The organism is Desulfosporosinus orientis DSM 765, assembly GCF_000235605.1.
Classification (GTDB): Bacteria; Bacillota; Desulfitobacteriia; order Desulfitobacteriales; family Desulfitobacteriaceae; genus Desulfosporosinus; species Desulfosporosinus orientis.
Map to the genome: position 1 here is coordinate 1,374,505 of NC_016584.1, position 18,732 is coordinate 1,393,236.

General features: G+C 38.1%; 21 protein-coding genes. 11 read left to right on the top strand and 10 right to left on the bottom strand.

All coding sequences use genetic code 11. From position 1 onward, the window contains the following. Window positions 1–197: 197 nt before the first annotated feature. Together DESOR_RS06510 and DESOR_RS06515 are read right to left on the bottom strand one after the other, a co-directional pair. On the bottom strand, window positions 198–461 hold the full coding sequence (locus DESOR_RS06510; RefSeq protein ID WP_014183813.1) for a spore coat protein: 264 nt from the start codon (window positions 459–461) through the stop codon (window positions 198–200). A 24-nt stretch (window positions 462–485) separates the two neighbouring features. Next, complete coding sequence (locus DESOR_RS06515) at window positions 486–692, bottom strand: hypothetical protein (protein ID WP_014183814.1); 207 nt, start codon at window positions 690–692, stop codon at window positions 486–488. A 184-nt stretch (window positions 693–876) separates the two neighbouring features. Between DESOR_RS06515 and DESOR_RS06520 the strand changes: the two genes are divergently transcribed. Continuing rightward, window positions 877–1,947 (top strand): tetraprenyl-beta-curcumene synthase family protein, encoded by a 1,071-nt coding sequence (locus tag DESOR_RS06520; RefSeq protein ID WP_014183815.1) that lies wholly within the window; start codon window positions 877–879, stop codon window positions 1,945–1,947. A 99-nt stretch (window positions 1,948–2,046) separates the two neighbouring features. Here DESOR_RS06520 and DESOR_RS06525 read toward each other — a convergent pair whose 3' ends face one another. Continuing rightward, window positions 2,047–3,036: a polyprenyl synthetase family protein gene (locus tag DESOR_RS06525; RefSeq protein WP_014183816.1), complete on the bottom strand. Its 990-nt coding sequence runs from the start codon at window positions 3,034–3,036 to the stop codon at window positions 2,047–2,049. Between the two features lie 172 nt (window positions 3,037–3,208). Here DESOR_RS06525 and DESOR_RS06530 point away from each other — a divergent pair, with 172 nt between their 5' ends. Both DESOR_RS06530 and DESOR_RS06535 read left to right on the top strand, forming a co-directional pair. After that, on the top strand, window positions 3,209–3,418 hold the full coding sequence (locus DESOR_RS06530; protein ID WP_014183817.1) for a hypothetical protein: 210 nt from the start codon (window positions 3,209–3,211) through the stop codon (window positions 3,416–3,418). Window positions 3,419–3,779: 361 nt separating this feature from the next. Beyond that, window positions 3,780–4,337, top strand: coding sequence for a flavodoxin family protein (locus DESOR_RS06535; RefSeq protein ID WP_014183819.1), 558 nt, complete (start codon window positions 3,780–3,782; stop codon window positions 4,335–4,337). Between the two features lie 73 nt (window positions 4,338–4,410). Here the strand turns inward: DESOR_RS06535 and DESOR_RS06540 are convergent, their stop codons facing one another. From DESOR_RS06540 to DESOR_RS06550, 3 genes are all read right to left on the bottom strand, one after another. Continuing rightward, window positions 4,411–4,728 (bottom strand): hypothetical protein, encoded by a 318-nt coding sequence (locus tag DESOR_RS06540; RefSeq protein ID WP_014183820.1) that lies wholly within the window; start codon window positions 4,726–4,728, stop codon window positions 4,411–4,413. An 87-nt stretch (window positions 4,729–4,815) separates the two neighbouring features. Continuing rightward, on the bottom strand, window positions 4,816–5,025 hold the full coding sequence (locus DESOR_RS06545) for a hypothetical protein (protein WP_014183821.1): 210 nt from the start codon (window positions 5,023–5,025) through the stop codon (window positions 4,816–4,818). Between the two features lie 78 nt (window positions 5,026–5,103). Continuing rightward, entirely contained in the window at window positions 5,104–5,550 is a 447-nt protein-coding gene (locus DESOR_RS06550; protein WP_014183822.1) for a demethoxyubiquinone hydroxylase family protein, read from the bottom strand. Between the two features lie 186 nt (window positions 5,551–5,736). Here DESOR_RS06550 and pckA point away from each other — a divergent pair, with 186 nt between their 5' ends. Continuing rightward, entirely contained in the window at window positions 5,737–7,311 is a 1,575-nt protein-coding gene (gene pckA / locus DESOR_RS06555) for a phosphoenolpyruvate carboxykinase (ATP) (protein ID WP_014183823.1), read from the top strand. Window positions 7,312–7,985: 674 nt separating this feature from the next. Here pckA and DESOR_RS06560 read toward each other — a convergent pair. Next, window positions 7,986–8,492, bottom strand: coding sequence for a type II toxin-antitoxin system HicB family antitoxin (locus DESOR_RS06560; protein ID WP_014183824.1), 507 nt, complete (start codon window positions 8,490–8,492; stop codon window positions 7,986–7,988). A 146-nt stretch (window positions 8,493–8,638) separates the two neighbouring features. Then, entirely contained in the window at window positions 8,639–9,550 is a 912-nt protein-coding gene (locus tag DESOR_RS06565) for a ketopantoate reductase family protein (RefSeq protein ID WP_014183825.1), read from the bottom strand. Window positions 9,551–10,044: 494 nt separating this feature from the next. Here DESOR_RS06565 and istA point away from each other — a divergent pair, with 494 nt between their 5' ends. From istA to DESOR_RS06590, 5 genes are all read left to right on the top strand, one after another. Beyond that, a complete protein-coding gene (gene istA, locus DESOR_RS06570) occupies window positions 10,045–11,556 on the top strand; it encodes an IS21 family transposase (RefSeq protein WP_014183190.1) in 1,512 nt (503 codons plus the stop codon). After that, window positions 11,549–12,289: an IS21-like element helper ATPase IstB gene (istB, locus tag DESOR_RS06575; RefSeq protein ID WP_014183191.1), complete on the top strand. Its 741-nt coding sequence runs from the start codon at window positions 11,549–11,551 to the stop codon at window positions 12,287–12,289. The genes istA and istB overlap by 8 nt, the downstream gene beginning before the upstream one ends. A gap of 349 nt (window positions 12,290–12,638) precedes the next feature. After that, entirely contained in the window at window positions 12,639–12,827 is a 189-nt protein-coding gene (locus tag DESOR_RS06580) for a hypothetical protein (RefSeq protein ID WP_014183826.1), read from the top strand. A gap of 38 nt (window positions 12,828–12,865) precedes the next feature. Next, entirely contained in the window at window positions 12,866–13,270 is a 405-nt protein-coding gene (locus DESOR_RS06585; protein ID WP_014183827.1) for a response regulator, read from the top strand. 339 nt (window positions 13,271–13,609) lie between these two features. Next, entirely contained in the window at window positions 13,610–14,344 is a 735-nt protein-coding gene (locus DESOR_RS06590) for an SGNH/GDSL hydrolase family protein (RefSeq protein ID WP_014183828.1), read from the top strand. Window positions 14,345–14,656: 312 nt separating this feature from the next. Here the strand turns inward: DESOR_RS06590 and DESOR_RS06595 are convergent, their stop codons facing one another. Both DESOR_RS06595 and DESOR_RS29270 read right to left on the bottom strand, forming a co-directional pair. After that, window positions 14,657–14,923 carry a hypothetical protein gene (locus tag DESOR_RS06595; RefSeq protein WP_014183829.1) on the bottom strand — a complete coding sequence of 89 codons (267 nt, stop codon included), beginning with the start codon at window positions 14,921–14,923 and terminating at the stop codon, window positions 14,657–14,659. A gap of 786 nt (window positions 14,924–15,709) precedes the next feature. Further along, entirely contained in the window at window positions 15,710–15,850 is a 141-nt protein-coding gene (locus DESOR_RS29270) for a hypothetical protein (protein ID WP_158309013.1), read from the bottom strand. A 244-nt stretch (window positions 15,851–16,094) separates the two neighbouring features. Here DESOR_RS29270 and DESOR_RS06600 point away from each other — a divergent pair, with 244 nt between their 5' ends. Both DESOR_RS06600 and DESOR_RS06605 read left to right on the top strand, forming a co-directional pair. Continuing rightward, complete coding sequence (locus tag DESOR_RS06600) at window positions 16,095–17,723, top strand: peptide ABC transporter substrate-binding protein (RefSeq protein WP_014183830.1); 1,629 nt, start codon at window positions 16,095–16,097, stop codon at window positions 17,721–17,723. A 76-nt stretch (window positions 17,724–17,799) separates the two neighbouring features. Further along, the gene (locus DESOR_RS06605; RefSeq protein ID WP_014183831.1) at window positions 17,800–18,732 is read left to right on the top strand and encodes an ABC transporter permease; all 933 of its coding nucleotides are present in this window, start codon (window positions 17,800–17,802) and stop codon (window positions 18,730–18,732) included.

Here is an 18,732-nt window from a genome sequence, read left to right on the forward strand (position 1 = left end):
TCCGTCTTTTAATACTTATTTTATATTACCCGGAGGTTTTTGGCGGAGCTCCCGCGCAAGGGGGGGTGAACCTCGGAATGCTGAGTGAAGAATGTTTTCTTCGGGCACCAGCCAAGTTTTCTAGTACTAAGAGACTATAAAGCTGTCGTCGGCCCTGTTAAGCTGACGGCAGCTTTATCTTTAGGTTAAAGAATTAATTACAACTGCAGTGAATTGTACTTATCTTTAGCCTTTTGTACTTCTTGAGCTTGAGCATCACTAGTTGGATACCAGCCTTTTTGATTCATGACATTATAAAGATTTTCATGAATGCTGTGTTCTTCTTGAAGAATATTCTTCAAGTTTTGCCGCAGATTTGCACAAGTTGATTCTGTGATAAAGGTATTTATTGTGGATGTATTATGCTTTTCTGATGTAAGCAAGTCAGTTAGTATTTCTTGTTCTGTCAGTGTTGTTTGCATTTTAAATCCTTCCTTTCCTTATAGCTATTGATGAGAATTTAGATAATTAAGGAGAGTATCGTAATGCTTACGATGCAATTGCGAAATAGAATTGAGTTGGGAACTGACTGCTTGGTCTTGTACAGATTGGGCGGCTTGTGCGAACTTATGGACAAGTAATGCCTCTGCATCAAGTTGATCATTTAAAATGGTCAAGTTCTTAGATGTTAATTCGGGATTTGTAGTATTCATTCTGATTCTCCTCTCGGTATATTTTCCGTATATAGGATGTCTCATTGACCGTAAAGTATGTAAGCTTTTTGAAAAAATTCCACGATAAATACTTTAGATAGCCTTAAAAAAAGGTTTTATTTGGCTTATTAAGGAAATACTAGTTAGTGGCGCTAAAGCTTTACTTGATTTTAAGGAGAACCATATGAATACTTTAGACATTGGCCCAGCGAATAATGTTAAATTAATATATCGTTTCGTTACAAAAGTTTTTCCCATTGTTAAAGAAGAATTAGAGAGATGGAAACAACAGGCCAGACAGGCGCCTGATGCGCGCTTAAGTCAGCAAGCATTGGAAAGCATTCGTTTAAAGGCTTTTCATTGTCAAGGTGGGAGTATTTATGCACTTTATCCAGGGATCGACCGGCTGGAAACCATTCGATTCATAGTCGCTTATCAGACGATGAGCGACTATCTGGATAATTTAGTAGATAGCATGGAAGTACAGGATGAAAAAGCATTCTTCCAGCTTCATTTAGCCATGCAGGAAGCCTTAAGACCTGGAGTTGCACCTTCAAACTATTATCTATTTTATCCTTATCGAGAAGATGGTGGTTACTTAGAGCTGCTGGTAAAAACCTGCCAGGACAGTGTACGAAAGCTGCCCTCCTTTGCAATCGTTCAAGAAGATGCCGTTAAGTTGGCAGAACTTTATTCATACCTGCAAACCTATAAGCATTTAGCTGTGAATGTACGGGAGTCTAAAATGTTGGGCTGGATTAATCCTCACATAGCAGACAATCAGGAAATAACAGTTTGGGAATTTGCAGCGGCAGCAGGTTCTACTTTAGGAATTTTTTGTTTGTATGCGGCAGCCTTCAACCCCGAATTAACCTTAGAACAAGTAAAAAGGATCAATGAAACCTATTTTCCCTGGATTAGTGGACTACATATTCTCTTGGACTATTTCATTGATTTGCGTGAGGATCGTGAGACAGAGCAATTGAATTTTGTAAGCTATTATCAAAATAGCGGAATGATTTATGATCGTTTACACCTTTTTGTGGAAAAATCCTTAGAACAAGCAGATCGTCTGGAATATGCTAAGTTTCATCAAGTTGTTGTTAAAGGTTTATTGGCTATGTACTTGTCCGATGATAAGAGTATGGATTCAGACATTCATTTCGTTGTGAAGAAAATGCTGACCAATAGCGGTATCGGCGTTAATTTACTGTACCAATTATGTCGTCAGCTGCGAAGAGGAAAGGTTATATAATCTAGAATAACTAATTAAAGAATGAAGAAAGGATCACTTATGGCCAACAGATTAATAGGCTTAAGTGATCCTTTTTGTACTACTTGATGCCAGCCGGGGTTAGATTTTGCGATGCAAAATCATATCGGCCAGATGCAAGAGAGAGGTTTTGTAGGGACTGGAAGAAACAGTGTTTAAACTGGCTTTGGCATATCGAATGCATTGGGTCGCTGTATGATAAGCTTCTTCAATACAGCCCGTATTGATTAAAGCCTCTCGGATGCTTAGAGCTCCTTGGGGAGTAACTCTGCGAGTTTTAATAATTTCCTTAAGCCATGTTCCGTAAATAGCCTTGTCTAAAAGATAAATCATGGGAAGAGTGATGTTTCCATTGATTAGATCTGATCCGACAGGTTTACCAAGAGATTCTGAATCGCCGTTAATATCCAAGATATCATCTGTAATTTGATAAGCATATCCTAAGTTTAATCCGTATTCTCGCATTAATGCCTGTTCTTGGAGTGTTGCGCCTGCTAAAGCCGCTCCCGACTGAGTGCATGCTGCAAGCAGTATCCCTGTTTTTTTAGCGATCCTGTTAAAATACCCGTCCTCATCAACAATAGAAAATTGTTCATCGGCTTGATGGACTTCGCCATGACACATAGCTTGAATAGCTTCTACCAAATAACTCATACTTGTCAGCAACTGTTGCTTAGCAAGAATACTGAAGGCTTCGGCAAAGAGATAATCTCCAGTTAGGATTGCCGCATGGTTGCCATACTGAGCGCCAATGGTTGGTTTTCCGCGTCGAGTTGATGCTTCGTCAATAACATCGTCATGAATCAAGGAAGCCATGTGTATAAGTTCTGAGGCAACACCTGCTTCTATCATTAATGGATTCAAAGGGGCAAAACACATACCGCTGTAAAGGGTGAGTAGCGGACGAATCCGTTTGCCGCCCGACTGCAACAAACTTAGACACGTTTGTCGAATGAGGCCATCAGCTTTTTGAAGTACAGTTTGCAACCGATCTTCTACAAACATTAATTCTGTGTATTGCAGGTTAGGGTTAAAGGAGTCTGTAGGGCTGTAAAGTTGTTGTATACTCATTGCATCCGCCTCTGTCATCAATTTTATTATTTAAAGCTTTTATATTATGTCATAAAGACAAAGATAGAATACCTAAAGTACAAATTATTTCCAAACTAATAATAATTCTGTGGGGGAATCTAAGATTATTCAAACTAAAAAATAAGTAATTTTTTTAAAGGGGGAATACTTAATGCCAAATGAAAATAACAAAGAACATGCCTCTCAATTAAATCGTCAGCCTTGGGAACCTGCAGGAGTAGTTAGTGTTGTCAAGGATGACCAAACTCCGAAATACGGTGATAATGGAGGTGAAAATGCCAAGGGTGGCATGTTGACTTTGGAAGTCAACGAAGTCTTTCATAATAAAGGAATAATGCAAGGGCTTAATGAGAAAAAATAATAAAAATGGCCTCCTGTCCATGACAAAGGGACAGGAGGTCGCTTAATTTAGGTATGTTCTGGAAAAATCCGTGGAAAACTACTAACTGAGGTGACATTATCATGAAGACAACGATTTGGAATGAGCTGATCAAACCAACTATTATTGCCTACATTATTGCTTGTGCAATCCCTGCTAGTATTGCCGGTGCCTATTATATTTACACTATCTTTTTCTTTTGACAATGGGTTGTAAGCATATTTCTTTGTAGACAATTTTTTTGTAAACATAAGATTGTTAATTATGACACAATCCCTTTCAGGGACATTGCCTTTAATGTTACAATAGATAAAATAAAAAATATAGGTAAGGATTGAGAAACATGAACGTGATGATTATAACAAGCAGTCCGAATATTGACGGCTTGACAGCCAACTGTGGCAAGAAAGCTCAAGCAGGAGCGGAGGAAGCAGGGGCTAAGGTTGTCGTGGTAAACCTAAATCACCACCAGATTGGCAATTGCCATGCTTGTGGAAACGGTTGGGGTCCATGTCGCAATGAACATCATTGTCAGGTCAATGACGACTTTCAAAAACTCCATCTATCCATGGATAGTATGGATGCCTTTGTTCTCATAACCCCTGTCTATTGGGGAGAAATGAGTGAATCGGCGAAAGCATTTACTGACAGATTACGAAGGTGTGAGGCTCTTAAGAAGAAAAGAAATTTTTTGGAAGAAAAGCCGGTAATATCTATAGCTGCCGCAGGCGGAAGCGGTAATGGTATAACCTCATGCCTTACATCAATGGAGAGACTCTTTACCCATGTGAAAGCCGAAAAATTTGATTTCATAGGAGTTACTCAGAAGAATAAGAACTACAAACTAACTACAATACATGAAGCAGTAAAAGAAATGGTATCAAAACGAAAGACAAAGTAAGTACCACATAGAAAGAAAGCCATCCCCTGATTTGTTGATCGGAAGGATGGCTTCTTACATTACTTAGATAACGCTACTTTGAAGCTTCATTTTTTTTGAAGTAATTAGACACAGCTGTGGACTGCATTTCTTCCCAGCTTTTAAATTTAGTGGTTTTCTTAATAAACTCATCAAAATCTTCATTCAGGAGAGCTAAAAATTCTTGAAAACTGTTAATATTAAACTTTCCAAAAGTAAGCAGTTCCCCGAAATTTGCAAATTGAGTGTACTTAGACATAAACAATGGGGTGAACAGATCAGTAAAGCTTACCATTTTCATAGGCGAACTATCAGCATTTTTTTCAAGATTGTTAGTAAAGCGGTCTAAATCGGCTTGATCTTTGTCATTCATAGGTTCACCACCTTTAGGATATGTAAATTTGTAGACAACTAATTTACATTATATTATAAATGGCAATTATAGAAAAGCTTCAGGGAGTTATTCTGAATCATTTTTATAGGGGTGCTCGTCAATATTCCAAAAGGTGCCGCCGGGCTTAAAGGCGTCGGTACTGATGATTTCCATTTCTCCTTCACGAAGCGCAGTGTTAAAGAATTGTTCAATGGTAATTCCAAGTTTTGAACATACATAATTAAGACGTCGCTTCTCATCGTCAGAAACTGGAATGACTAGGTATTGAGTCTTCATAATAAAATCACCTCTTAATTAGTGATTCGCTATAAAGAGCTAAAAACCTGCCTGGGATACTGAAAAACTCAAAATCCCTTAATTAGGGTGTTTTTCCATGTAGTCTCGAAGCCAAAGAGTATGGAATTCCTCGTCAAGAAGGTACTCCATTAGAGTATCACGCAGTTCTGAGTAGTGCTTTTCTTTACTTTCAGCAATAAATGCTCTATAGGTTTCCATAGCCTTATTTTCTAAAGCAATTCCTAACTTACAGGTGTTAACTGCTCCTGTCGACCCTACCATATCTCCTAATAATCCGCCTGCAAATTCAAAAACAGATCCAATGACTTTGGGAACCTCAACACTAGACTTGTCTAAAAGCTGGGCAAAAAAGTCAGCGTGACCGCCTTCGATTTGTACCATTTTTTCAAAGGCTTTACTATAGTATTCATTGGTAGACGTCGAAATCTGCGCTTGATAAAAAGCGACTTGAAAGGTCTCGAGAGTATAAAATTCCTTTAGCCGAGTAATTAGCTTAGTATCCATTGGCATCCCCCATAAGCATAAGTATTCATTAGTCTATACATAGAATTGTACAAAGTTGGCTCTTTTATCCCATATAAAAAAAACTTGGAAAAGATGGGCTGTTTCTGTTAATATAGAGAGGGTCGCAAATTGTTCAATGTATACAATGTTCTACATATTGAAAGAATCTTAGGGGGTTAATTAGAAATGGATGTCAATTCCCGTGTTGAACGCTTGTTTATTATAAATCCTCCTGTCGGAAGAAACCTGCCTGTCAGCCAGCTTATAGAAACTGCTTTATCTCGGCAGGAAGGAGTTCTGACAAATACCGGCGCTCTTTGTTGTACTACTGGCAAATACACTGGACGTTCTCCCAAGGATCGCTTTATTGTGCAGGATGCTTCGATAAGTCAGCAAATTGCTTGGGGAAATGTTAACAAACCTATTAGCCCTGAAATATTTTCTAATCTTTATGAAAGAACTATAGCTTATTTGGAAACAAAGGATTATTTTGTGTTTGATGGTTTTGCTGGAGCTGATGACAACTATAGTATGCCGATTAGGGTTATTAACGAGTATGCTTGGCAAAATATTTTTGTCCAACAGTTATTTATTAGACCTACTGCTGACCAATTAGAAAACCATCAGCCAGAATTCACCTTGATATGTACTCCTGGTCTAAAGGCCGATCCTGATAAAGACGGAACGAACTCGGAAGCTTATATCCTTCTTTCCCTTGAGAAAAAAGTAATTATTCTGGGTGGTACGGAATACGCAGGGGAAATGAAAAAATCGATATTTAGTGTCCTTAATTACTTTATGCCTTATCGTGATGTTTTACCCATGCACTGTTCTGCTAATGTTGGGGCAAGAGGCGATGTAGCACTTTTTTTCGGTTTATCTGGAACCGGAAAAACAACTCTGTCAGCTGATCCCGAGCGGAGGCTGATTGGGGATGATGAGCATGGCTGGTCTGGAAAAGGGGTATTTAACTTTGAAGGTGGGTGTTATGCTAAATGCATTGATCTGTCACATGAAAAGGAGCCTCAAATCTGGAATGCCATTCGCTTTGGGACCGTGTTGGAAAATGTAGTATTAGATAAAGAGTTGAGAGTTCCCGATTACCGTGACAATTCACTAACAGAAAATACTAGGGCGGGCTATCCCGTTCATTATATTGACAATGCTTTAATACCTAGTTTGGCGGGTCATCCTCGAGTGGTCATATTTCTGACGGCCGATGCTTTTGGTGTTTTACCTCCCATCTCAAAACTTTCCAAAGAGCAAGCAATGTATCATTTTCTATCCGGCTATACTTCAAAGCTTGCCGGCACAGAGCGGGGCATCACGGAACCGCAAGTTACGTTTTCAACGTGTTTCGGAGAGCCGTTTTTGCCTTTAAACCCATCTGTCTATGCAAGAATGTTGGGTGAACGAATTGATGAGCATGATGCCCAAGTGTACCTTGTAAATACAGGGTGGTCGGGAGGACCGTACGGAATCGGAAAACGTTTGAATTTAACCTATACCAGGGCTATGATCACGGCTGCTTTAAATGGAGAACTGGAGAAGGTGTCCTATTGCCCTGACCCTGTCTTTGGCTTACAAATACCGGAAACCGTAACCGGCGTACCAACAGAAATTCTTACCCCTAGAAATACTTGGGAAGATAGTAGTGCCTATGACAAAACAGCACAATCTCTTGCTGAGAGTTTTGGTATAAATTTTCAAAAATTCAAAGATGTTTCTTCAGATATTCGCTCTGCCGGTCCCAATATTTAAAAACTATGATATTAATGTGAAGCGATTTCATTAAATAATGAGATCGCTTTTGTTTTTCTCTCTAAGCTCAATCATCCTCCATGCAGCATAGCACCAGCGAATTTTTCGAATATTATATTTATTTTAGCGTCAGAAAATGTTCCTCAAATGCGTCTTATTGATAAGTAAAACTTTTGAGGGGAGGAGTCTATATCAAAGCACTAGACTTTTTACTAACATCCGGCTGTTTCTTTCTTTTAGGCTATAGCTTATGTTACATGACTCTTTCGTGCCATAATAGATTAAAAACACAAAATGTTGCCTTAGATTCATCACAATTTCTACACAAATAGGTCACGAAAATGCAACAAATATAGTTTATATTAAATATAATATCAGTAGAACACCAGCTAAATTAAGAAAGGAGATGGTTTGAACATGAAATTAATCATTACCTTGCTCTTACTAGGTATGGTTCCCGCTTTATTGAGAATGTTGCCAGTAAATGAATATTCGGAGTAATCATAATCTCCGGAATGCCTTAAGAAGATTTTCCGTGTTATAGCGGTTATATATAGGTAGAATTCTCACAAAGAGTTACAAAGATTCTGGGCTGTGTAAGCCTAGTTTAGGATCTAATATTAGGAGAAGACAAACAAAAGCGTTATCACTTTGATAACGCTTTTGTTTTAACTTTAGGCTGATTCTTCATTTCCATTTGATTTGTCTTTCCAGCCATCCCATTTCGGAGCTGTAGCCAATTGTCTTTTCATAGATTTACATTGTATCATCCAGGGACCGATACTGAGAGTGGGCATGTCCAAAGATAAATGAGTAATCAAAATTCCCAGATGTCTCCTGAAAGCCTTACTTCCTCTGTCAGCAACAACGTCGAATTCCTCGATGATTTCTAAGACTTCGCTTATATTAGAACAAATCGATCCATTGGCTTTATTTTTATGGGATAGGAAATATCCAATTAAATCTGTCTCCTTATTCTGGGTTTCATCGTCTAAAGGTTGTTCTTCTTCTCTGTATTGAAGACCGTTAATGGTATCGATGGCTTCTTTTAGCTCTTCTGCTCGTTGTATGACTTCTATAAGATTTGTTCCTTGAGTTACACAACCTTTTACTTCAAGTATTTCTGCTAACCATTGTCCTTCCTCATTTAGCGGGCTGGCAATTAAAGTACAATGTTTCATTGCTTAACCTCCAAAAAGAAATTTATGGTAAACAGTTCAAGGTGTGCATGGAAAATCCTTCCTTTAATTTAAAGGATCGTTCGTGATTATCCGACGGAGCATTTCTTAGTGAGTTCCTGTTTGTTAAAATCAGACAAGAAAAGAGACTATTTCTCCATTTCTTGCACTTTTTGATATAGCCATTCGTTGACCGGTGTAGGAACATGGTGTTTTTTTCCTAAGGTGATGACAGTTCCTGAAAAAAGGTCAACTTCGGTTTTTCGGCCTACAGCCATATCTTGGCGCATGGAAGGCATCCCTTCAGGGCTTAACTTAGTAAGGATATTCAGCCAATAGGTTAAATCGGATTCGTTTAAATGGATACCTACTTTTTGAGAGAGATCAATAACTTCCCTCATGGCAGCAATCATGATCCGGCGAGGTTCTCCCTCTATTTGGATACCACCGTAATTCGTGGAAAAGACTGCAACGCTCTGATTAACACCTGTATTTAACATGAATTTTCCCCACATCTGATGCACCATATCCTTTGGAACTTCATAAGGAAAATGGATTCTATCTAGAAATTCGGCAACCGCCTGAACCTTTGTTGACCAGACAGTATTGTTTTTTTCACCGAAACAGAGCATTCCTAGGTTTTTATAGGTAACCTTATTATCAATCTTTACGGCGTCCATCCCTTGGGCAACACAATAAAGCATTTTTTCTATACCGAATTTTTCACCAATGATTTCTTCGCTGGTAATTCCATTTAACGCCGAGAGAATAATCGTGTGTTCTCCAACTTGAAACCGGGCATCTTCAATAGCTTCTTTCAGCTGATTGAATTTTACACATACGATTAATAAATCCGCAGGCTTTTCAATTTGCTCCGGCAATACATAATTGAAGTCAAGACGATTTCCATTACAATAGACACCATTTTGACGATAGTTTTGAATGCGATTTTGATTGGCAATAATGCGAACATTATGGCGGGGAAGTTTTTTTGTCAAATACTCAGAAATAATAGTTCCCAGAGCTCCCAACCCGATAACGGCAACAGTTTTAATCTTCATTGTTAATTCCTCTCAATTATCTTTATTAAATAATTTTTAATGTGATTCATTTGTATTATATTACTTAAAATCAGAATTGGAAAATATTTTACTTTTGGAGATACGAGTTACCTATAACTTACCAATCTCGAATACCTGCATTTATCCCCTTATAAATGTTATAATAAGTCGAAGGGATTAAGTGTCCCTTGGTCTTTTTCATGTAATATGCTCCTCTTTTTCCCTCCGGGGACAGCAATTCGGAGGGGACTTTTTCGAATAGTATACATTTCTTCGCAAATCAAACGGGTTTGCAGCCGATGATCTCCCTAGGGAGATCATTTTTTTACTAATGTGAATGGTAAACTAAACCATACACATTTACGCCAATGAAAGCATACAAGTTTCTGCCACAAACCATACAACATTTTGCCAATAACCATACAACTTAAATCAAATACAGCTATCTGACTTTGTTAGAATAGGGGCTAGCAAAGAGGTCAGGAGCTGTTAGAATGAAAGGATTTAAGATGTATAAACAGATACAGCAACTTAAAGAGATTGGATTCACTCGATCTCGGGCTGCCAAGCAGCTGAACATAAATCGGGAAACCGTAACAAGATATTGGAACATGACAGCGGATGAATTCGCCAAACAGCTGTATAGCATTAACCGAGAACTGCTACTTTCAAAATATGAGGAAATTATCATCAGCTGGTTGAAACAATACCCAACAATGACAGCCGCACAAGTATGCGATTGGCTCAAGGAGCATTACAAAGAGGATATCAAGGAACGAACGGTCAGCCGTTATGTCAAAGGGTTACGAGAGGAATATAATCTTAAAAAATCCAATCATCCCAGAGATTATGAGGCTGTAGAAGAGCTCCCAATGGGGCAGCAGTTACAGGTGGACTTTGGTGAAAAGTGGATGCAATCCATTGATGGGCAGCGTGTAAAGATTCGCTTTGCAGCCTTTGTACTCGCTCATGCACGTTACAAATGGGCATTCTTTCAAACTCGGCCATTCACAACAAGCGATCTGGTTTCAAGCTGTCATCAGTGCTTTAGATATATAGGTGGGATGCCGCTAGAAATGGTATTTGATCAGGATAGTATCGTCAGCGTTTCAGAAAACTATGGAGATATTATTCATACCTTTGAGTTTGAGAAGTTCCGGCAAGAATGCAATTTAAAAGTATACCTCTGCCGCGCAGCTGATCCGGAAAGCAAAGGTAAGATCGAGAATGTGGTTAAATTCATCAAGTATAATTTCCTTGAAAACAGACTTTTTGCTGATGAGGAAGTTCTCAACAGTTCGTTCCTAAAATGGTTGGATAGAACCGGTAATGCGAAAATTCACGGCACTACCAAAAAGATACCAGCCAAGGTGTTTGAAGATGAACGTGAACACCTAAGACCTCTGCTGGACATCCGATTAAATGGTGATGTAACCATCTGCAGAAATGTTCGGAAAGATAACACGATCGTCTACGACAGCAATCGGTACTCTTTACCTCTCGGTACATACAACAACCAAAAAGAGGTCAGCATTGAAGCGAAGAATGAAAAATTGACGATTATGACCGTATTCGGTGAATTTATCTGTGAACATCCCATCTCAACCGGCAGAGGTCAATTAATTAAGAGCACCAGTCATTCCAGAGATATTACAGACTCGATGGATAAAGCTCAAACTACTGTTGATAAGCTGTTATTATTCAAGGCAACCGATTTTCTGCAGACAATTCGAACAGAAAAAGCACGCTATGCCCGTGATCAGTTCCGGTTGCTGCAAACATTATGCGATAAATATGGAATTGATGACGTACTAAATGCCATCAAATATTGTGAGGTGAGCAAACTCTTCGGAATAACGTATGTAAAGGATTTTTTAGAGCACAGTGCTAAACCAAAACAAGTAATCGTCCTGAATGCTATTCCGGTTAGCAACAACAAGTACCATGTAACTACAGAGAAACGCTCTTTGGATGTGTATGCAAAGGCAGGTGGCAACCATGAATGAACGGATTGAACGTGTCAATGCATTAGTATCGGGACTGCATTTGGTCCCTGTTGATTTAGAAAACCTATATGCTAAAAAGAATAATCTCACGCCTCTCGAAAGCGTTGAGGTTTTCCTTTCAGAGCAACAACGTCTTCGGACCGAAAAGCAAAATCTAATTCGCAGAAGAAGAGCAAATCTACCCGCCGAAAAAACCCTGGAAACCTTCGACTTCGGATTCCAACGCAGCGTATCTAAGGAACAGATGCTAAGATTGTCCGATATGACTTGGGTTGAGCAAGCGTTCAACATTTGTTTTCTGGGCCCCCCTGGTATCGGAAAAACGCATTTGGCTTTATCCTTAGCGGTCCAGGCTTTAAACCTAGGTTATGCCGTAGCTTTTACGACCTTGGATGAACTCATAATTACACTAAAAACCTCGCAAATCTCGACCGCCAGTAAGAGACGAATAAAAATACTCAACTCGGCAGCACTGGTTATTATTGATGAAGTTGGCTTCATGCCACTTTCTACAATAGAAGCCAACCTATTCTTCGGTTTCGTGTCCTCAATGTCCGAGAAAACATCACTGATTATTACCTCAAACAAAGGATTCGATGAATGGGTTGACTTTTTAGGGGATGCAACAATTACAACTGCGATTTTAGACCGTCTTATCCACCACTGCGAGATTTTAAATATGACGGGCAACAGCTACAGACTCCAACATAGGAAGACTATAACCCAGAAATAAAATGTTGTATGGTTTGTGGCGAAAAGTTGCTGGTTTTACTTGACTGCTTACAACTAATCGGCTCTTCTAACATTCCAACGATATCTTAATAAATTCTTGACATTCTGGACTCTGAATATCAATATCTCTATTGTATTCTTAGAACAGAGAAGATCCTCATAGATAGAAAAACTAACTACATGAAAAAGACCGAAAAACCGCTCTTGCTGTGGAGCGGTTTTTCATATTGTAGGGTTAATAAACCCCAAATTTGTAGAGAAATTGAAATTATGTTACTATTAGAAGAAAAATAATCCCATTAACAAATGATTGAAAGGATTTAAGGACCCTTATATTGAAGGGGGATATTATGAATAAAGAATTTATTTATAAAATTTGTGATAACTTGATTGATCAATTGACGGTTCTTAAAGGTAGTATACAGCTTGAGAAAATGAACAATAAAGTTGACCATTCAATTACAATATTACAGGAAGTAGCAAATATCGAAAAAACGATCAATGAACTAGTACATCAATTAATCAATTTGGATAATTAACTTTTTGTGATAGGAGTTTTTACTAAGGAGATGGAGTTATGGGATTAAGTACTATTTTGGTGGTGGATGATAATTATGGTATTCGTCGTCTTATGTATGAGTTTTTGACTCAAGAAGGTTATTTAGTGAAGCTGGCATCTGATGGACAAATGGCCTTACAAATGATTAAGGAAGAGAAACCTAGACTAATTTTACTTGATTTAAGAATGCCCGGATTAGGTGGAATGCAAACACTCACTAAATTAAGAGAATTAGACTTATGTGGTGATACAGCAGTCGTTATGATGAGTGCTTATTTTGATGCTAAGGATTTAAAAAAGTCAGTTCAAGAAGGATTAATCAAATACTTTATTATAAAACCCTTTGACCTTTTAGAGATTCGCGTTTTAATTCATGACTTAATGAGGGGAGATATTGACCAACGAGAGAACATTATATCCTAAATTCTAATTTAATTGATCAGCAGATGTCGAAGGCTAACATGTTTCACTTGCCTTAGTATTAGTGGATATTAAGGTTTTTTTGCATTATTGAACATAATTTGGGAAAAATATAATTTTACAAAGGCACTTTACAATGCTAATTATATTGGAGTATTAGCATGGGCATTAATTTACAACCCCTTGTTATAAGTCAGGGCACTAATTGCTAGTATAATAATACCCTAAAACCTTTAGGGTATTATTTTTTATTGTTTTTAGACAAATTTCCCCTTACTTTGCAAAAAAGATGTGAGATGATTGGGCCTATCGGAAGAATAGGTATAAGAAAGAGAGAAGAGTATGCATATAAAAAGAATATTTTCGTTTATTTTTTCCGCAACCATGGTATTATCGTCTTTAAGTTTAATTAATCCGGATAACGTTCAGGGTTCACAGGGAACAGTGATGACTGCAAGAATAACGAACCCGAATCCTTTGAAAGGCATCAAAAAACTGCAACAGGAGTCGATTAGTGCTGTTATTCTTGGCGACTCAATTGCGGTTAGTCAAGGAGCTTCCGATCCCTTTATTAAGGGATGGGATGTTAATCTTAAGGAAGCTTTATTTAAAAAGTATTCAAATGATATCCTTTGGGACAACAAGGCTTCATCAGGAACACTTGTAGACTACTGCTTAACAAGAGCACCTGAAATAGAAGACACCACTGATCTTGTTTTGATTTGCGTAGGGAGAAACGATAGAAACTATTATACGCCTTCTGAGTTCAGCAGAAAATATGCCAAGTTAATTCGTCTTATTAAACGTAAAGCCCCGAAAGCAGATATCTATTGCATAGTGGAACCACCTATGGTTTCTTCGGACGAATCCAAATTTTACGGCATTCGGAAATCTATTAGAAATGTATCCTCTGATGCTGATGTAAACTACTTAAATGTTTGGAGTGTTTTTCCAAGGGATCAAGATGAGTTAGACAGTTTGTTAATGGATGGACTTCATCCAAATGACGAAGGTTATAAGCTTATGTCAAACTATATCTACAAACATTTAGTTTGGGATATTAACTCAAACAATTAATCAAAGAGTTAATGTATAGGAAGGCCTAGGCAAACGCCTAGGCCAGACCCCTAAAAGTTTAGGGCGCGAATTCAGGTATAGTTTTTAAAAATCCAGATACTCGGGTTATAATTCTCCACAATGCTACAAGAACACGAAGAAAGCCAAACAGCATTTATTTCACCTCTTCATTTGGATTCCTTAGAAAGAGCGAGTGCTTGATTTATACTATTCGGCATGTTTAATTAGTGTTCGAAATTATACAATATTTGAGTTTAACGCAAAGCCCCTGACCGTTTTGGTTAGGGGCTTTGCAGGCCATAAATTTATTAATTAACTAATAATAAAACGTCTCCATGGAATTCTGCGCGGGTCAACAGTAGCCAAAAATTGTACAATATTTTTTTTCCCGCTGTATGTAGCTCTTCCCTGAGAGTCCTGGCTCATTAGGATGATGGGAATGCCAGGAAAAACATGGCGATAAGCATTACGGGCCTTTTGAATTTCTTTATCGTTTTCAAATATATGTGGTTTAACCGCTACAACGGCAAAGGTTAGGTCCTGCTCTTTAACAATAGCACCATTAATTTCATAACTCATAAAAAATCAACTCCTCGTACAAATGCAAAATTAGGTTTTCCAACAGCTTACTTAATTCGACATATTAGGAGAAACACCTGTTAATTATAGCATGTTTGAAAGACTTATGAACTAAGAAGTATAAAACTTAAAAACCGAGTCTAGTATACCCTATTTGATTATTTCCATTAGCCTTGTAAAGTTAAAGATGTAGCCTAGGTTATAAACCAGGCTACATCTTTTTGAAAGATTAATTAACAGTAGGGTCTTGGCGGTGGTGTTGGCGGCCTCCGGAGTCTAAAGAGTTCAAAGATGATGACCAATAATAGTACGATAATAATTATTAAAGCTGTAAGAATCATGAACTTCACCCCTTATTTTTAATGACATAAGTGAGAGATGATTCTAATACATGTTATTCAGCTTGTCTGGCAAATGTGCAAAAAAGTATTGCTCCACGAGTTTTTAATCCGTGGAGCAATACTTTTTATTCTGTTAGAATAATAGTCTCTGGCATGGTGGCGGCGGCAAGATTGGTCTTCGAAGCCATCGTAATTGCCCGATTATGATTAGAAGTAAAATAATGATGATTATCAACGCAACTAGAATCATATTCTTCACCTCCTCATTAGAATCTCATAAGAGATCTCAAAGAAAGAAATGAGAAGGTTTCTGGTGTATATTATGCAACATGTCCTTTAAATGTTCGGGGTGTTTAAATTAACATATTTCAGTACACTTTCAGTGCATTCTCAGGTATGTTTCAGGTTGTTATGGCATAATAAAGTTGTCTTAAGCACTAAATAATTAGCTGTTAATAATATTAACAGTTAATATATTTTTCACTTTTTTCATATTACCTTCCTTCCTTTTTCCCCCCTCTGATGAGGGGGCTTTTTTTTCTCCAGAAATTAGTAAACTTATTCTCTTTTTTATCTCTTTTGTCAAATCTAAATCCCTTCTATAATTAAAATAATATTGACGTAATAATATAACATTATTATTTAGCTTAAGATGTAGTTTACATAAAGGAGGTATTTATTAGTACTTCCAAAGAAAGTAAATGGCGCAACTTAAGACAATATTTGATTAGCTGTATTTGAAAAATGAAGAAAGGAGTATAGCAATGGTTAGGCAACCATCAATGAACAATTAATTATTCAAGAAATTAAGTTGGGGAGGGGAAAAAATTATGTTCAAAAATCGTAAAGGGTTAGTCACGATTGTATCAGGAGCTTTGATATTTGGCTTATTATTGACTGGTTGTGGTACAACAAATCCGAGTGCAGGAACATCGTCATCAAATGAAATGAAAGTTAGTTATGCCCCCGGCTCGGAACCAAAGACACTTGATCCCCAGATGTCCAATGGTATTCCTGAAGCTATTATGGAATTGAACTTGTTTGAAGGGTTAATGCGCTTAGATAAGGATAGTAATCCGCAAAATGCAATTGCTGATAGTATTGAAGTTAGCCCAGATGGTCTTAAATACACTATTAAACTTAAAGATACCAAGTGGAGTAATGGAGACCCTGTAACCGCAGATGATTTTAAGTTTGCTTGGATGCATGCCTTAGATCCTGCTGCCGCTGCAGAATATGCATACCAATTGTTCTATATTAAGAATGGTGAGGCTTACAACAGTAATAACGCTAAAGCAGAAGATGTAGGAATTAAGGTTGTTGATCCTAAGACGTTGGAAATTACCTTAGAAAGTCCTACTCCATACTTTAAATCGTTACTGGCCTTTCCCACCTATTATCCGGTAGATAAAAAAAATGTTGAAGCTAATCCAAAATGGAATTTACAGCCCGAAACATTTGTTTCTAACGGTCCTTTTAAAATGCAATCTTGGAGTCATAATGACAAATTGGTACTCGTTAAGAATCCTAATTACTGGGATGCTGATAGTGTAAAACTTTCGGAATTAACCTTCAATCTTGTTTCAGACGGTAAAGCCGCTTTGACCGCTTTTGAGGCTGGGCAATTAGATGGTGTGGATCAAAGTGATGTACCGATCTCAGATTTGGATCGCCTCAAACAAGCCGGTAGTCTGAAAACTACTCCTTATTTAGGAACATATTTTTATCGATTCAATGTAACCAAGAAACCTCTGGATAATCCTAAAGTTCGACAAGCCCTATCTCTAGCAATTAACCGTCAAGCACTGATTGATAATGTATTTAAAGGTGGCCAAATTCCTGCCTTAGGCTATGTTCCGGGAGGAATTCCGGATGCTGAAAACGGTAAGACCTTTAGGGACATTGGGGGAGAACTGTTTAAAGAAGATCTTGCTAAGGCGAAACAATTATTAGCTGAGGCCGGTTATCCCGATGGCAAAAACTTCCCTGAATTAACGATCTTGTACAACACTAATGGTTCACACCAACTTCCAGCCCAAGCAATTCAGGATATGTGGGCTAAGAATTTGGGGATTAATGTAAAGCTGCTTGGTCAGGAATGGAAAGTATATCAACGGTCCGAACAAGACCTGCAATATGATATTGCACGGGCTGGTTGGATTGGAGACTATATTGACCCAATGACATTTATGGATATGTTCGTTACTAATGGCGGAAACAATCAAACTGGTTGGTCTAACGCTGATTATGACAAAGACATTCAAACTGCCAAACAATCCGGCGATCAAAAAGCTCGTATGCAGGCTATGCATGAAGCAGAAGAAGTTTTAATCAATGAAATGCCCATTATGCCAATTTACTACTACACAAATTACTATGTGCTTAAGGATAATATTAAAGGTGTCATTCAGTTACCATTAGGATTCACTGACTTCAAATATGCTACAGTAGAGAAATAAACTCACAAGCAGACAAAATAAAAGGGGCGAGTTTTTCAACTTGCCCCTTACCAGTTGGTGACTGAGGAGGACGTATATGGCACGGTATTTATTAGGAAGAATTGCATCAGCCCTTTTAGTGATCTGGCTGGTTATAACTCTCACATTTCTTTTGATGCATGCAATTCCGGGGGGGCCATTTTCTTCGGAAAAAGTTTTACCTCCGGCCATCATGGCAAATATAAACCAGCGGTATCATTTAGATGATCCTTTAAGCAAACAATATTTTGATTATCTTAAAAATATTGCCCATTTTAACTTCGGTCCAACGTTCCGTTATGAGGGACGTACAGTTAATGATTTGTTTAAGGAAGGTCTGCCGAAGACCATAGAACTTGGGTTTATTGCCACTGTTTTGGCCCTGGCTGGCGGAACTATCATGGGAATTATCGCTGCCCTGAAACAAAATAAGACACCGGACTATATAGCCACCTTTATGGCAACTATCGGTGTATCTGTCCCAAGTTTTGTTTTAGCAACCTTTTTGCAATATTTTGTTGGTTTCAAAACTCATTGGTTTCCGCCCATCGGCTGGGGGGAAGTTAAAAATTTAGTTTTACCGGCGCTGGCTTTAAGTGCCTATCCTATTGCCCAGATTACGCGTCTCACACGGTCAAGTATGTTAGATGTCTTGAATCAAGATTATATTCGAACTGCAAAGTCAAAAGGGCTGCCTGGCTATATTATCGTTATTCGTCATGCTTTAAGGAATGCTTTGATTCCGGTTGTTACCTTTATGGGGCCTTTTTTTGCTTATATTTTAACGGGAAATTTTGTTGTCGAGTTCGTATTTAATATTCCTGGAATTGGTCAGTTTTTTGTAACCAGTATCGGTAACCGAGATTATCCGGTCATTATGGGGACAACGATCTTGTTTGCCACTTTGCTCGTGACCTTTAATCTTTTGGTGGATATACTTTATACTGTACTTGACCCAAGGATTAAACTTACGGGTCGAAAGGGGGCCTAG